This window comes from Paraburkholderia translucens, from assembly GCF_020881035.1.
In the GTDB taxonomy this organism is placed as follows: Bacteria; Pseudomonadota; Gammaproteobacteria; order Burkholderiales; family Burkholderiaceae; genus Paraburkholderia; species Paraburkholderia translucens.
Window position 1 is genome coordinate 1 of record NZ_JAJITC010000026.1, and the last position, 13,856, is coordinate 13,856.

A 13,856-nucleotide genomic window follows, 5' to 3' on the forward strand; every position below is an offset into this window, starting at 1 on the left:
GAGCTGCTTGGTGTTCATGAGGCAAGAAAAAGCCCCTAAGAACCAAGTTCAAAGGGGCTTCGAAACAACGCCGGCGTCAGTCTACCCAAACCAAATCGTCAACAGATTAGGCGATGGGCTTGCGGTATGGGGATGGTTTTACCTGCCGGGTCAACGATGTGGCATTCGATGGCACATGTGTGGCATTCGCGTGAAGTTCGTCCGCAAGCCGCACGAGAGCAGGGTCAGGAACCCAGCAGCCCCGCCGCGATGTTCACGCACAAGCCGAGCACCGCGACGTTGAAGTAGAACGAGAGGATCGATTGCGCGAGCGTCGCGCGACGAATATCACGCGAGCGCAGCACGACGTCGGAGGTCTGCGACGCGACCGCGATCGTGAACGAGTAGTACATGAAGTCCCAGTAGTTCGGCAGCAGATGGTGATCGGGGAACTTCAACGCGGATTCGAGTGCGTCGGTGTCGTAGTAGAGGCGCGCGTAGTGCAGCGTGAAGATCGTCGGAATCAGGAACCATGCACCGATGAGCGTCAGACCGGTCAGCAGGTAGTGCCAGGCGACCGAGGCGCCGGCGGTGCCCTTCGCCGAGGCGAGTTCGAGCACGATTGCCGCGATGCTCGCGACCGTCGCGACACAGATCACGAACAGCACGACGCCCGCGTTTTCGTCGTCACGCATCGCGTATTCACGCACGCGATGTTCGTCGGCCAGAGCCATGTGCACCCAGATCATCAGCAGGTAGCTCCAGATGGCCGCGTCCCAGCCGATCAGCGTGCGGGCCATTGGACTCGTGTGGCCAGGCACGAGGAACGCGACGATGATGCCGATCACGAGCCCGATCACGGTGCGGGGCCGATTGCGAAGAACCTGCGGATAATATTTGATGGTCATGGAATTCGCTGAGCAACGAAAGTGTATGACGGCCAATGCCGCGGATTCTACGCGTGCAATGCAGACCGATCGTCGAATGGGGGTCACAGGCTATAGTCTTTCGCAGCGGCCTTGCGCGCCGCTTTCAGTTGAAAGGCGATTGGCGGAAAGCTGCGCACGCCGCAATAGCCTGCGACGCGCCGCGAGCGCGCGGCAGGAGTGATCATCGCAACGGTGCATTCCCGGTAACGCATACCGCGAACGTGACGTTTCAACGTCATTTTTGCGTCGTTCGAGTTCTTTTCCGCTCGATGACGCGTGCGGATACGATAGGCACCCCGCATACGCGTTGGCATCCGCCGCATTATCATGGGCGGATGAACTCCACCCCCGTCATCAATTTCGTTCAGCATCACGCCGCCAACGAGGCCGGCCGCGATTTTGTGGTCGGCGATTTGCACGGCTGCGTCGATGCGTTGCGTTACCTGCTGTGTCAGATAGCGTTCGATCCGACGGTCGACCGGCTGTTTTCGGTCGGCGATCTGGTCGATCGCGGCGAGCACTCGGAGCAGGCGCTCGCGCTGCTCGCGAAGCCGTGGTTCTACGCGGTGCTCGGCAATCACGAGGACGCGCTGTGCGCGGTCGCCGAGGGCCGCATGCGGCGGCAGTGGTGGTACGGCATCGGCGGCGCCTGGGCGGCCGGCGTGCCCGACGAACGTCTTCGCTACTACGCCGAGCATCTGCGCACGCTGCCGCTCGCGCGCGTGGTCGGTAGTGGCCCGACGCGCTTCAACGTTCTGCATGCCGAATTTTTTGGCTCGGACGCCGAGCTCGATGCGGGCAACTATTCGGCCGAAACGCGCCAGCAAATGCTGTGGGGCCGCGAGCTAGCGCTCGGCAATGGCGATCCGCTGCGGCAGCGCGGACTGTCGCTGACCTATTGCGGCCATACGCCGATGCGCGACATCACGCAGATCGGCTCGCAGGTGTTCATCGATACCGGCGCGTTCGGGCCGGACGGCGCGTTGACGATCGTCCAGCCGCAGGCGCTGCGCCGCTGGTCGATCTCGGTCGAGGCCGCGCGCGCGGAAGGGGCGAGGGAGCTGGCGTTGCCTTGAGCGGGTGAAGTTCGCCACGCTGCTTCGCCGCTCTTGCCTCACCCGACCTGGCTCAGCTCGAACACCATATCCACGCTCGTGCCGTTCCAGTTGTATTCGAGGTATGCCGCGTGATGACATTCGCGCAGCAGCGTCGTGCGAAACGCGGCGAGGCATTCGCCGGTGCTATCGCGCACCGACGGATAGACGATGCCCGGCGCGCCCGCTTCGCGCACCGCGCGTCCGAGTGCCTGCCCGGCCAGATAGTCCTCGGGCGACAGCACGGCGGGATCGAGCTCGGGATCATGACGCAAATCGACCACGCTGCCCTGCGCGATGACCGTGTAAAGACGCATCTGCTGACGCATCGGCGGCTCGGCGGTCGCTTCGAGGAACTTGCCGGTGTGGTAACGGGTTTCGGCGATCGCTGTCGCACGCGAACGCGCGCAATAGAACACGCCGTACGTGCCGTCGGAAAAGCGGCTGCCAAGCGGATTCAGGTGCGTGAGCGCGGCCATGATCGGCCCGTAGCCGGGGCCGAAACGGCGCTCCTCGCGCGGCACCAGATCGAGTTCACCGATTTCGGTGCGCAGACGGTCGTTGGTCATCGCTTCGAGCGCATAGAGCGCGTCGAAATCTTCCGGAGAAGCGACCCGGTCGAACAGATTGACGGCCGGAAAGCGCGTCGGAATCACGCGATACGCCGGTGACCAGTCGAACGCGGAGGTGGTCCAGCGGTCCTGCCATTGCGGTCGTGTCACGCCCAGCCGCCTCGCATCGCATCGAGATACTGGCGCACCGCCACGAGGTCGCTGATGTTGCCCGCCAGCATGCGGTCCAGCGCGCGGCGGCCACCGAACGGCGGCGCGCTGTTGGGACGTTTGACCCACGTGTCGGCGGCGCTCGGCTGCGGCAGCAGGATCTGCAGCGCCTTGTAGATGCCGAGCAGCAGCGACAATCGCTCCAGCGTATCGCGGCTGAGGCGTGCGGTCTCGGGCTCGTGCCTCCACTTGAAGAACGTCGAGCGGCCCGGCTTGCCGAGCAGCACGATCTGCTCGTCGGCGTTGAGATCCCAGTCGCGCGCGATGTTGAAGAACGCGCGCAAACCTGCTGCGGACATCTGCGGCATCGTGGGCTCCGAGAGCTGTCGTCGTGGAGATGCTTCGGGCGAGGAAATTCGGGCGGCGTGAGCCATTGCGGGTAAGTCCCTATGTGTACTTGTTTCCGATATTAGTCTAAAAGTGGATTTTTGCAAGAGAATATAATCCCGGCTCGTTTTGGCAGTCGTCGATCAGGAGAAGTAACAGATGCGGGTTCGAGCAGTAGCAGCGGCGCTGGCCGTGTGGTGTGTGTCGGAAGCGGCGTTGGCTGCCGGTTATACGGAAGTGTGGAATCCGTCGGAGGCGAGCGGGCATGTCGCAAGCGGACACGTGACGAGGCAGGCGCACGCACGGAAGAAGCCAGAGGCCATGAAGGTGAAGGCGGCCGCCAAGGGCGGAAACAAGGCTAAAGCCGACCCCCATGCGAAGCAGATGGCGAGCGTCCGGCACGTGGCGCACCATGCCGCATCGGGCGGCGCGGGTCACGGCGGCAAACTTGCGGCGCACGGCGGCGTGAAGCAAGTCGCGGCGGGCGCGAACGTGAAGAGCCGCGCGAGAGGCGGTACGCAAGTCGCGGCATCGGGCCCGAACCGGGCGCACGCCAGCGTCAGCGCGCAGGTTGCGAAACACGCGCAGCCGCATGTGCAACTGGCGCATGCGGAGCCGGCTCAGGGCAAGGTCGTGCGCGCCAATTTCGCGTCAGGCCACACCGCGCGTCCGCACGTGGACAAAGTCGCGGCGAAACCAGCGGCTTCCCGCGCGAATCCGATCAGGCCGGCGGTGCAGCCTTCGCCGGACACGTCCGCAAACGTTAGCAACATCGCGCCGATGGGCTCCGTGCCGAATCCGGCGACCGCCAGCAGCGGTTCGCTCCCCCCAATCCTTCACTGAAGCCGCTTTCGGCGGTGCGGCGTGGTGCGGCGGCAGTGGCGATTTCACGCCGCGGCCAAGCCGTTTGCGAGCAGCCGCAGCGTTCCAGCCGAGCGGGGCTCGCGCACGCGCGAATGCAGCGTCACGCGTGATTCCGGCAGCGCCGGCAGGCCGAGCCGCGCGCCAACGTCGATCAGACCGCGCGGCGCGACCCGGCGCGCGAGCGGCGACACGGCGAGTCCCGCCGCCACGGCAGCGCCGACCGCCGCGACGCCACCGCCGACAAACACCTCCTGCCATGCGATCCCCGCCGCCGTCAGCGTGCGCAACGCGACGTCACGGACGTTGCACGGCGGACTCAATAGCGCGAGCGCCAGCGGCTCCCCGGCTTGCGGCAGCCAGTCCGGCATCGCGAGCCAACCGAGCGGCTCGCTGAACAGCGTCTGTGCATCGTCACGCGGGGGCTCGTCGGCGCCGTAGCGGACGATTACCGCATCGAGCCGGCGTTCGTCGAACTGCGCGAGCAGCGCCACCGACGTGCCCATATGCAGCTCGACGACGAGACCCGGATCGTGCGCGTTGAGCCGGCCGAGCAGATGCGGCAGATCCGCTCCCGCGACATGCTCGCTGAGCCCGAGCACGAGCCGCCGCCGCTCAACCGACAGCGCGCCCAGTGCGCGCTCGTGCGCGTTCAGCAACTCGCGCGCGGCGCCGAGAAACGCGTGTCCGTCGGCGGACAGACGCACGACGCGCGGCGTGCGCTCCAGCAACTGCTTGCCCAGGTGCGCCTCCAGCCGCTTCAGCTTCAGACTGACGGCCGATTGCGTGGTATCGAGCGCGTCCGCGGCGCGCGTAAAACTGCGCAGATCGGCGACCAGCACGAAGGCCCGCACCGCATCGAGATCGAGGACTTTCATTTCGGATGAAAATGAATGAAATCAGCGAAGATATCTGTTTATTATGAACCGGCGCGCCTAAGCTGTGTTTAACAACACCGCAACAAGGAGCCCGTCATGCCGCTCACCCGAATCTCACTTCGCGCCGGCAAGCCCGCCGACTATCGGCACGCGCTAACCGCCGGTATCCAGCGCTCGCTGGTCGAGACGTTCAACGTCCCGAAGGACGACATGTTCGTGCTGATCAGCGAGCACACGCCCGACAACATGATCTACGACCGCCAGTACCAGAACATCGCGCGCGGCGACGACCTCGTCGTGATTCAGTTGACCGTCAGCAACACGCGCACGGTCGAGCAGAAGAAGGCGCTGTATCGACGCATCGTCGATGAACTCGGTAAGTCGCCGGGCGTGCGGCCGGAAGACGTGTTCATCAATCTCGTCGAGGTCGAGAAGGAGAACTGGTCGTTTGGGAATGGGATTGCGCAGTATGCGGTTTGAGCTCGAGGGGGCGTTGATGCCGTGAGGCTTGATCTTCCGATCACGGCACCAGTGCGCGTTCCACTTATGGTTCATCCTTGTCGGGCCAATACCATGCAGGCCGGTCGAGCGGCATTTGCCCCGTCACGGCTGTTTCCGAAAGCTCCTTTGTCAGCTCAACGACGTTGCATTGAGGGTGACTCTCGATCGAGGCAGCCAGTCGGGTCGAATGAGAAACCACCCATACCTGCGAGTGGGCCGAGGCGCGGATGATCAAACGTCCTAACGCGGGCAAAAGGTCCGGATGCAGGCTGGACTCCGGTTCGTTCAGCACCATCAACGACGGAGGCCTGGGGGTCAATAGCGCCGCAACGAGAAGCAGATAGCGGAGCGTACCGTCCGACAGTTCCGCGGCGCAGAGCGGACGCAGAAGCCCATGCTGATGCAATGTCAGGGTAAAGAGCCCGCCCGGCTCGCACTTGACGTCCACACGCGAACCGGGGAAGGCGTCATCGATCGCTTCATCGAGCGCTTGCGCGTCGCCGATCTCACGAATGGTCTGCACGGCGGCCGCGACGTCTCTTCCGTCGTGGTGCATGACAGGTGTATGCGTGCCGAGCTGGCTTTGTCGGGCAGGCGCGTGTGCGTCGGTACGGAAATGATCGTAAAAGCGCCAACTCCGCATGACCTCGCGGACTTCGAGGACTTCGGGACTTTGCCGGTCCCGGCCGAGATGGGAAAACAGACTTTCATAAGTCGGCAGTTGATGCGTCACGACATCCCAGCCGCCGTCGACGCGTCGCCGGACAAGCGAACCCTGACGATCCACGAGCAAAGTTGCTGGACGAAGATAAGGGCCGGCCCATATGCACTCGCGCTTGAATTCGGGGTCCAATGAGAATACGGATTGAGAACGCGGTTTTAACCCCAGCGTGACCGCATAGCCAAACGCGTCGCCACTGAAGCCGAGCTTCAGGCGGTGAGCGTGCTTTCGGGGACCGCCCTGAACGCTGGTCTCGCCACGCCGCATTGCTCGAGAGATGGACTCAGGACCGGCCCACATGGTGGATTTCATGCCGCCCTCGCGAGCGAGCGGCGCGATCACGCCATCCTGCGAGGTTTCTGAAAGTAAGCGAAGCGCTCTGTAAAGATTAGATTTCCCACTCCCGTTCGCGCCAGTGATCAGATTCAGTGACGTCAGGGGAAGGACGAGATTTCTTATCGATCGATAGTTGCTTACTGCGAATGTCGTCAGCATTGTCACCTCGGGTACAGGCCGCCAATATTCATACGGCACGCGACAAAATATATCGGCAATTCCATTCGGCTATGGCTTGAAAGGCGCGCTGGCGGCGACCGGCAAATCGGCGAAAAGAGGCCAGATAAAAGGCCTTTTCGCGACGCAAACGATTGCACACGGTCGATAGAATTTTGTTACGCACTGTCACGCGTCCGATACCTGTCGGATCGCTTTCTCACATCGGATTTCCGGTTAATTCAGCATGGCACGGCTCGCACGGCACTACGTCCCAGACCAACCGCAGCACGTCATCTTGCAGGGGCTCACTGGGCCCGCATTCCTGGACGAAGGAGACTATCTGTACTTCCTCGTCTGCCTGGCAGACGCAGCGCGTGTCGCCGATCTGGCAGTCCATGCGTGGGTGCTCATGCCTGACACCGTACAGCTTCTCGTCACGCCTGCATACGAGTCGAGCGTGGCCATGGCGATGCAGGCGGTCGGCCGTCGCTATGTCGAGGCCTTCAACCGCCGCCATGGACGCCGCGGTACGGTGTGGCGTGGCGAGTACCGGGCCATCGTGATCGAGCCCGATCGGTATTTCATGCTGGCGAGCCAGGTCATCGATCAAGCGCCGGTACGCAACCGCCTGGTGGCGGAGCCCGGAAACTATCAGTGGTCGAGCTACACGCACCACATCGGGCTACGTGTCGATAGCTTCATCAAAGACCATCCACTTTACCGCGGGCTCGGCAATACACCATCCGAGCGCCACCAGGCTTACCGCGATCTTGGCGCACTGCCTCTTGACGAACGCGAGGTCGATAACCTGCTTCAGTCGACGCTCAACGGCTGGGTGCTCGGCAGCGCCGCGTATTGCGAGTGGGCGGCGCAGACAGCCAGCCGGCGTCTGATGCCCCTGCTGCTGCGAGACCGGCCGCCCAAGGTGCGCACGACGCGCGCTCTTGCACAGGTGGACTAATCTTCTTCGTCCGGTCGACGACGTAAATAGACTGGGAGCTAGTCTTTACCCCACCGCCAGCGTGGCGGCTCGCCCTTCAACCAGCACACGATCACGAAGGCAATGGTGAGCAACACAACCAGAAAGGCGAACGTCAGCGGATGACCGGCGGGTTGAAACCTGAAAACGACCGCGCCGAGCAATAAAACGTAAGCGAGCAGTGTCGCCCATCCTTGCCAGCGCACCGGAAGGCCCCAACCCCAGCCATAGCGTTTCGCGGGGAACCAGTATTCATGTGTGGGTGACATCGCGCGGTCTCCAGATTCGGATGATTGCTCATTGTCGACGATTAGCGGTCCGTCGGGAGCGTACCCATTGCCAGGCCGGGGCAGTCGCGCCGTGGGGCGCGATGGTGCGAGATAATGATTGGCCGTCGTTCGACTGACCCTCAACAACTCCCGCCATGACCATCGAGCACCCCGATCCTGCCCGCGACGCCCTCGGACTCGGCGGCTCTGTCTGGTTTCAGGCCGGCACGCAGACGCTCGGCGGCGCGGCGCGCATCGCGCTGCTTGCGGCGATCGGCGAGACCGGGTCGATCACGAGTGCGGCGAAGGCGGTCGGCATCAGCTACAAAGGCGCCTGGGATGCCGTCGACACGATGAACAACCTCGCCGGCGAGCCGCTCGTCGTGCGTTCGACCGGCGGCAAGGGCGGCGGCGGCACGACGCTGACGCCACGCGCCATGAAGCTGATCGAAACGTTTCGGGCAATCGAGCGCGAGCATCGGCGCTTTCTCGAACGCGCGGGCGCGGCAATCGGCGAGGGCTTTGCGCGGGACTGGGATCTGATCGGCCGCATCGGCGTGAAGACGAGCGCGCGCAATCAGTTCTACGGCACGGTGTCGGCGATCGAGCGCGGTACCGTCAATGACGAAGTGTCGCTCGCGCTGCCCGGCGGTCACACGATCGTCGCGGTGCTCACGCATGAGAGCGCCGAAGCGCTCGGGCTCGCCGTAGGCGCGGCCGCGTTTGCGCTGATCAAGGCATCGTGGGTCGTGCTGCTCGTCGCCGATGATGGCGATTCACCGCTGAAGCTGTCGGCGCGCAATCAGTTGCGTGGCACGGTGCAGGGCGTGAAGCGCGGCGCGGTGAACGCGGAAGTGTCGCTCGGGCTCGCGGGCGGCGCAGTGGTCACCGCCGTCGTCACCAATGGCAGCATCGACATGCTTGGTTTGCAGGAAGGCGCGAGCGCGATCGCGGCATTCAAGGCGTCGAGCGTGATACTCGGCGTGAAGGATTGAGCGCTGCCTGGCCGTAACGAGGGTGCAAAGCCATCCGTTCAACGAGGCGACGCCTCGCTTCGCGCATACCCCGCGAACGGATGATCCTCGCGCACGCGGCCATCGCTGACCTGCACGACCTGGTCGCCGAATGCGGCGACGTCGTCCGGATCGTGCGTGATCAGCACCATCGGAATATCGAGTCGCGTTTGCAGGTCCGAAAGCTCGCGCCGCATGCGCTGGCGCAGCGCGCTATCGAGCGCGGAAAACGGTTCGTCGAGCAGCAGCAGGCGCGGCTGCGAAACGAATGCGCGCGCCAGCGCGACGCGCTGCTTCTGCCCGCCCGACAGTTGCGCCGGATGATTGCCGGCCACGCCCCTCAACTCGAGCGCGTCGAGCCAGTAATCGACCTGCGGATGCGCGCCGCGCGTACGCGGATTGAGCCAGCTCCGGCGCAGCCCGAAACCGATGTTCTGCCGCACGTTCAGATGCGGAAACAGGGCGTAGTCCTGAAACAGATACGCGATCTTGCGCGCTTGCGGCTTCTGGTCGATGCCGACCGCGCTGTCGAACAGCGTGGTGCCATGCAGCGTGATCGACCCTTCGTCGGGACGCAGCAGACCGGCGATCGCCTGCAACGTCAGGCTCTTGCCCGCGCCCGACGGCCCGAACAGCACGAGCCTTTGGGTGCTGGCGCGGAAGGCGACGTCGAGCGTGAAGTGCCGCTCGGCGGTCTCGAAGGTTTTGCGGATGGCGACGTCGAGCAGCATGTCAGCGGGATCTCAGAAGCGTGTGCTGCGGCACGAGGCGCCCGGCGAGCAGCAGGATCGTCACGCACGCAACCGAGGTCACGAGCACGAGGAAGTTGGCGGTGCTGTCGTCGCCGGCCTGCACGGCCGAATAGACCGCCACCGACAGCGTCTGCGTGCGGCCCGGCAGATTGCCCGCGATCATCAGCGTCGCGCCGAATTCGCCGAGCGCGCGTGCGAACGCGAGCAGGCCGCCGGCGAGGATGCCGCGCGCGGCGAGCGGCAGCGTCACGCGGAAAAACACCGCGGCTTCGCTGACGCCGAGCGTGCGCGCCGCGCTTTCCAACTGCGGATCGACGCCTTCGAAGGCCGCGCGCGCCGACTTCAGCACGAGCGGAAACGCCACCACCGTCGACGCGATTACCGCGCCTTGCCACGTGAACACGAGCTGGATGTCGAAGCGGTAAAGCCACGCGCCGATCACACCGCGCCGGCCGAGCAGCACGAGCAGGTAATAGCCGAGCACCGTGGGCGGCAGCACGAGCGGCAGCATCAGAAGCGAATCGATCACGTCGCGCGCGCCTGAGCGCCAGCGCGACAGACCGAGCGCCACCGCGACGCCGAGCACGAGATTGAGCGCAGTAGCCCAGCCCGCGACCTTCAGCGACAGCAGCAGCGGCACCCAGACCTGTTCCATGAGCATGCGCCTTTCCGGCGAATCAATGCGCGGGCTTGAAGCCGTACTTCGCGAGCACCGCCTGGCCAGCCGGCGACAGCACGAAGTCGATGAAGGCCTGCGCGTCGGCCGCATGGTGGCTGCCGTCGACTTGCGCGATCGGGTAGGTGATCGGCGTTTGCGTCGGCAGGCTCATCGCGACCTTGACCTTGTCGGGCATGATCGCGGCGTCGGTGCCAAATACGAAGCCGGCGTCGACTTCGCCGCGCGCGACGTAATCGAGGCTCTGACGCACATTCGACGCGAGCACCGCCTTGGCGCTCACCGCGTCCCACACGCCCGTGGCCTTGAGCGCGCCTTGCGTGTAGCGGCCGACCGGCACCGAAGCCGGATCGCCGAAGGCGACGCGCTTCACGTTTGCGGTCGTCAGATCGCCGAGGCTGGCGGGTGCGAAGTGACTGTCGCTCGGCACGATCAGCACCAGCGAATTGGCCGCGAAGTTGCGTCGCGTGGACGGCGCGACGACCTTTTGCGCAGCGGCCATGTCCATCGCCTTCTGATCCGCGGACGCGAATACGTCGGCGGGCGCGCCTTTGACGATCTGCTGCATCAGCACGTCGGACGCGCCGAAGTTCAGCAGGACCTTGGTGCCCGGATGCTGCTGCTCGAACGCGTCGCCGACCGCCTTGAACGCATTGGTCAGGCTGGCGGCGGCAGAGACCACCAGTTCATCCGCATGGGCATTCATGCTGGCCACAACAGAGGCGGCGGCTGCGACGCACAGCGCGTATCGCGCCAGACGGCGAGAGAGTGTCATGTAGGACCCGGAGTCGAACGTGAGCGGAAAGCAGCGGCTTGGAAACGCTATCGTAATATATGCGCGGTTATAGCGGTGCGCACGATTTGGCGTCGCGCTTCACACGTGGAGTGAAGCGCTACGAAACCGTCAAGGAAGTTTGAAAACGCGCCGGAAAGCGCGGCGCAAGTGTGCTCACATGGTCCGACGCACCAGCGGGCTCGAGCCTATTGAGCGTTTGCGACAGTGGCGCGGCCACCGGACGGACGTCACGGCTGGCCCTCCATTTCGCGCGGATGAACGGCCGGTCGTGGCCGGACACTTTCAGTGCGATATGGGTGACCCAGCGTTGCGTCGGCACATGCACGCCGTGCATCGCGATGGCCAGCACCATCATGCTGATGGCGACCGGCAGCGCCTGCAGCTGGCCCGGCTGCGCGTCCCACGCGATGCGCACGAACACGAGCGCTGCGAGCGCGCCGACGACGCAGCCGGTCATCGCTTCGGACGGCGAATGCGCGCTCAGCACGACGCGCGACAACCCCACCGCGATGCCGGCGGCAAGCCCCGCCAGCACGCCGAGCAGCCTAACGGAGCGCCGCGCGGGCAATAGCATCAAAAATAGCGTGACTGGATAGACGGCCGTGGACAGCATGGCGTGACCGCTGACGCCAGTGAAATCGAGTTCGCGCACGCCGACACCCCAGCCGAGGAAAGCGATCTTGGTCACGGTCACGACGCCGATTGCCGTGCCGAGCAGGGCGAGCCAGCAGGCCGCGAGCCGCCACGAGTAGCCGACCGCCAACCACAGCGCGATAGCGAGCGCGAGCGGCAGCGTCATACCTGCGCCGCCGAGGCTGGTGATCGAATACCACAGGTGGATCGGTAATTCGGGCATGGCAGGGGCGCGACACGGGTCACGTCAAATCGGGTTGGCGAGAATCGGCGCGCCACCGGCACGAAGCGCCGGTGTGGCCCGGATCGATCCCTCAGGGAATCAACCGCCAGTATAGTCGGGCATGGCGCGGCGGTCTTGCAACGCACTGCGCATTTTTGTGCGTCGAGTGTGGGCTGCCGAACAGGCATCCAGCCGGGTGACGGCAAGGCGGCAGCAAGGTTCGCCGAGGTTGCGATCGGGAAACGTAGCGGACTCAGTGTTCAGCAACGCATGAAAATTGATGTTATTGTGCATTGCACAACTTCATGCGTTCTGTTGTCCTGGAGTTCGCTATTTACCCCTTTTTGCGAGGTCATCGCCGATGGCAAAAAGCCTGTCGAAAATCTGGCTGCGCGGTTTCAAGCGCCTGCTCGCGATCCAAACCGAACACGCGCAAAAAACCGCCAAGCGAGCGCAAGCGCGGCCCGTTCGCGCCGCCACCGCCAAACCGTCGAGCAAGACTCATCCACTCAAGCCGGCCGCTGCGCTGCGCACGCTCACGAGACGCGAAGCGCCGCGCGAGTCGCGCGTGCGTCCACGCGCGGCCGCGTGGGCGAGCGGCGCATGGACGCGCTCGTTCCATTCCGCGCCGGCCGCGCCCGGCCGGCTCGTCAATCACCTGCAGTACGGGCTCTATATCCCGTCCGGTCACGCACGTGAGGCGCTCCCGCTCGTCGTGATGCTGCACGGCTGCACGCAGTCAATCGACGATTTCGCCGAAGGTACGCGTATGAACCTGCTCGCCGACCGCTATGGCTTCGCGGTTGTGTATCCCGAGCAGTCGAAGCATGCCCATTCGCACCGCTGCTGGCACTGGTACGACGCCGCCGGAGACGCGGAGGCGCGCGCGGTCGTGTCGCTGGTGGATGCGCTGGTCGAGCAGCACGGCTTTGATCGCGAACGTGTCTACGCGGCCGGGATTTCAGCGGGCGCGGGGCTAACGGCGCTGTTGGCCGTCAAATATCCGGAACATTTCGCCGCAGTTGCGCTGCATTCGGGCCCCGCTTTCGGCGAGGCGCGCTCCGGCGTGACCGCCATGGACGTGATGCGGCGCGGCGCGCGTCGTGAGCCGGTCGAGCTCGTCGACCAGAACACCAACGTCGCGCAGTATCCGGGCATGCCGGCTCTGATCGTCCACGGCGACGCCGACCACGTGGTCACGCCGGTCAACGCGGATCAGTTGGCGGCACAGTTCCTGCGCCTGAACCGCTTCATCGACGCCAACGGCGCGCGCAAAGCCGGCGAGACGCGCGAAGACCGCAAGAATGGGGTCGTGACGCGCGATTATCTGCGCGGCGGACGGCGCGTGGTACGGGTGTGTCGCGTACAAGGGCTCGGCCACGCGTGGGCCGGCGGTGATGACGCGCTCCCGTTCCATTCCTCCAAGGGCCCGGATGCGAGCGCCATGCTGTGGGAGTTTTTCCGGCATCAGCGTCGCGCGGACGCGGGGCGCGTCGCGGAAGGACTGGCGACGTCCTCGGCTGGGCGATGACGTCGCAACAACACTTCGGAAATTGAACAGTAGCGCGGATCTAGGGTTTTCCCTATAATACGGGTTATCCCTTAGTCGTAAACGCCTAGCTTTCATTGCCGAGGTCGACCATGTATCTGATTAGCCGCCTGTTCCTGTTCTTGACCAAGTCGCCCGACCAGCTCGCGAAAGAGCGCGCTGACGCCTATCTCGCTGAAGCGACCGATCTCTACGACCTCGAATTCCGCATGCGTAACCTCGATCGCGAAGCGAACGCGCGTCAGCCGTCGTGGATCAGCCAGCAACACGGCTAATCCGCCTGCCTCGAACCGGCTTCAGGCCGTTAGTTATCGGAACATCGGCGCGCGGTAAGGCGCCGGTGCTCCGGGGTCAGCCAACTCAGGCTGGCAGTCGCGTCGTCTCCTTCACCGTGAAGCG

At 64.6% G+C, this 13,856-nt stretch carries 19 protein-coding genes; 7 read left to right on the forward strand and 12 right to left on the reverse strand.

What is annotated here, in order from left to right:
* Nucleotides 1-224: 224 nt before the first annotated feature.
* Together LJ655_RS28520 and LJ655_RS30295 are read right to left on the reverse strand one after the other, a co-directional pair.
* A complete protein-coding gene (locus LJ655_RS28520; RefSeq protein WP_230564505.1) occupies nt 225-887 on the reverse strand; it encodes a DUF1345 domain-containing protein in 663 nt (220 codons plus the stop codon).
* 83 nt (nt 888-970) lie between these two features.
* Nucleotides 971-1,327: a hypothetical protein gene (locus tag LJ655_RS30295; protein WP_230564546.1), complete on the reverse strand. Its 357-nt coding sequence runs from the start codon at nt 1,325-1,327 to the stop codon at nt 971-973.
* Here LJ655_RS30295 and LJ655_RS28530 point away from each other — a divergent pair.
* On the forward strand, nt 1,244-1,984 hold the full coding sequence (locus tag LJ655_RS28530) for a metallophosphoesterase (protein WP_230564506.1): 741 nt from the start codon (nt 1,244-1,246) through the stop codon (nt 1,982-1,984). The genes LJ655_RS30295 and LJ655_RS28530 overlap by 84 nt on opposite strands.
* Before the next feature lie 38 nt (nt 1,985-2,022).
* Here the strand turns inward: LJ655_RS28530 and LJ655_RS28535 are convergent, their stop codons facing one another.
* Entirely contained in the window at nt 2,023-2,724 is a 702-nt protein-coding gene (locus tag LJ655_RS28535) for an RES family NAD+ phosphorylase (protein ID WP_230564507.1), read from the reverse strand.
* Nucleotides 2,721-3,158, reverse strand: a complete 438-nt coding sequence (locus tag LJ655_RS28540) for an MbcA/ParS/Xre antitoxin family protein (RefSeq protein ID WP_329959749.1) — start codon at nt 3,156-3,158, stop codon at nt 2,721-2,723. The genes LJ655_RS28535 and LJ655_RS28540 overlap by 4 nt, the downstream gene beginning before the upstream one ends.
* Before the next feature lie 112 nt (nt 3,159-3,270).
* On the opposite strand from LJ655_RS28540, the gene LJ655_RS28545 reads away from it, so the two are divergent.
* The gene (locus LJ655_RS28545) at nt 3,271-3,954 is read left to right on the forward strand and encodes a hypothetical protein (protein ID WP_230564509.1); all 684 of its coding nucleotides are present in this window, start codon (nt 3,271-3,273) and stop codon (nt 3,952-3,954) included.
* A 44-nt stretch (nt 3,955-3,998) separates the two neighbouring features.
* Here LJ655_RS28545 and LJ655_RS28550 read toward each other — a convergent pair whose 3' ends face one another.
* Entirely contained in the window at nt 3,999-4,850 is an 852-nt protein-coding gene (locus LJ655_RS28550; RefSeq protein ID WP_230564510.1) for a LysR family transcriptional regulator, read from the reverse strand.
* A gap of 96 nt (nt 4,851-4,946) precedes the next feature.
* Between LJ655_RS28550 and LJ655_RS28555 the strand changes: the two genes are divergently transcribed.
* On the forward strand, nt 4,947-5,330 hold the full coding sequence (locus LJ655_RS28555) for a tautomerase family protein (RefSeq protein ID WP_230564511.1): 384 nt from the start codon (nt 4,947-4,949) through the stop codon (nt 5,328-5,330).
* Nucleotides 5,331-5,394: 64 nt separating this feature from the next.
* Here LJ655_RS28555 and LJ655_RS28560 read toward each other — a convergent pair whose 3' ends face one another.
* On the reverse strand, nt 5,395-6,573 hold the full coding sequence (locus LJ655_RS28560) for an AAA family ATPase (protein WP_230564512.1): 1,179 nt from the start codon (nt 6,571-6,573) through the stop codon (nt 5,395-5,397).
* A gap of 238 nt (nt 6,574-6,811) precedes the next feature.
* Here LJ655_RS28560 and LJ655_RS28565 point away from each other — a divergent pair, with 238 nt between their 5' ends.
* Nucleotides 6,812-7,528 (forward strand): transposase, encoded by a 717-nt coding sequence (locus LJ655_RS28565; protein WP_230564513.1) that lies wholly within the window; start codon nt 6,812-6,814, stop codon nt 7,526-7,528.
* A gap of 38 nt (nt 7,529-7,566) precedes the next feature.
* Here LJ655_RS28565 and LJ655_RS28570 read toward each other — a convergent pair whose 3' ends face one another.
* Entirely contained in the window at nt 7,567-7,815 is a 249-nt protein-coding gene (locus LJ655_RS28570) for a hypothetical protein (protein ID WP_230564514.1), read from the reverse strand.
* A gap of 155 nt (nt 7,816-7,970) precedes the next feature.
* On the opposite strand from LJ655_RS28570, the gene LJ655_RS28575 reads away from it, so the two are divergent.
* Entirely contained in the window at nt 7,971-8,810 is an 840-nt protein-coding gene (locus LJ655_RS28575) for a TOBE domain-containing protein (protein ID WP_230564515.1), read from the forward strand.
* 38 nt (nt 8,811-8,848) lie between these two features.
* Here LJ655_RS28575 and LJ655_RS28580 read toward each other — a convergent pair whose 3' ends face one another.
* From LJ655_RS28580 to LJ655_RS28600, 5 genes are all read right to left on the reverse strand, one after another.
* Entirely contained in the window at nt 8,849-9,559 is a 711-nt protein-coding gene (locus LJ655_RS28580) for an ATP-binding cassette domain-containing protein (RefSeq protein ID WP_230564516.1), read from the reverse strand.
* A gap of 1 nt (nt 9,560) precedes the next feature.
* Nucleotides 9,561-10,235 (reverse strand): molybdate ABC transporter permease subunit, encoded by a 675-nt coding sequence (gene modB, locus LJ655_RS28585; RefSeq protein WP_230564517.1) that lies wholly within the window; start codon nt 10,233-10,235, stop codon nt 9,561-9,563.
* 22 nt (nt 10,236-10,257) lie between these two features.
* Nucleotides 10,258-11,031, reverse strand: coding sequence for a molybdate ABC transporter substrate-binding protein (modA, locus tag LJ655_RS28590; protein WP_230564518.1), 774 nt, complete (start codon nt 11,029-11,031; stop codon nt 10,258-10,260).
* 118 nt (nt 11,032-11,149) lie between these two features.
* Nucleotides 11,150-11,908 carry a phosphatase PAP2 family protein gene (locus LJ655_RS28595; RefSeq protein ID WP_230564519.1) on the reverse strand — a complete coding sequence of 253 codons (759 nt, stop codon included), beginning with the start codon at nt 11,906-11,908 and terminating at the stop codon, nt 11,150-11,152.
* 99 nt (nt 11,909-12,007) lie between these two features.
* Nucleotides 12,008-12,202 carry a hypothetical protein gene (locus LJ655_RS28600; RefSeq protein ID WP_230564520.1) on the reverse strand — a complete coding sequence of 65 codons (195 nt, stop codon included), beginning with the start codon at nt 12,200-12,202 and terminating at the stop codon, nt 12,008-12,010.
* Between the two features lie 67 nt (nt 12,203-12,269).
* On the opposite strand from LJ655_RS28600, the gene LJ655_RS28605 reads away from it, so the two are divergent.
* Both LJ655_RS28605 and LJ655_RS28610 read left to right on the forward strand, forming a co-directional pair.
* Nucleotides 12,270-13,439: an extracellular catalytic domain type 1 short-chain-length polyhydroxyalkanoate depolymerase gene (locus LJ655_RS28605; RefSeq protein WP_230564521.1), complete on the forward strand. Its 1,170-nt coding sequence runs from the start codon at nt 12,270-12,272 to the stop codon at nt 13,437-13,439.
* Between the two features lie 110 nt (nt 13,440-13,549).
* The gene (locus LJ655_RS28610) at nt 13,550-13,732 is read left to right on the forward strand and encodes a DUF3563 family protein (protein WP_230564522.1); all 183 of its coding nucleotides are present in this window, start codon (nt 13,550-13,552) and stop codon (nt 13,730-13,732) included.
* Nucleotides 13,733-13,856: the final 124 nt, after the last annotated feature.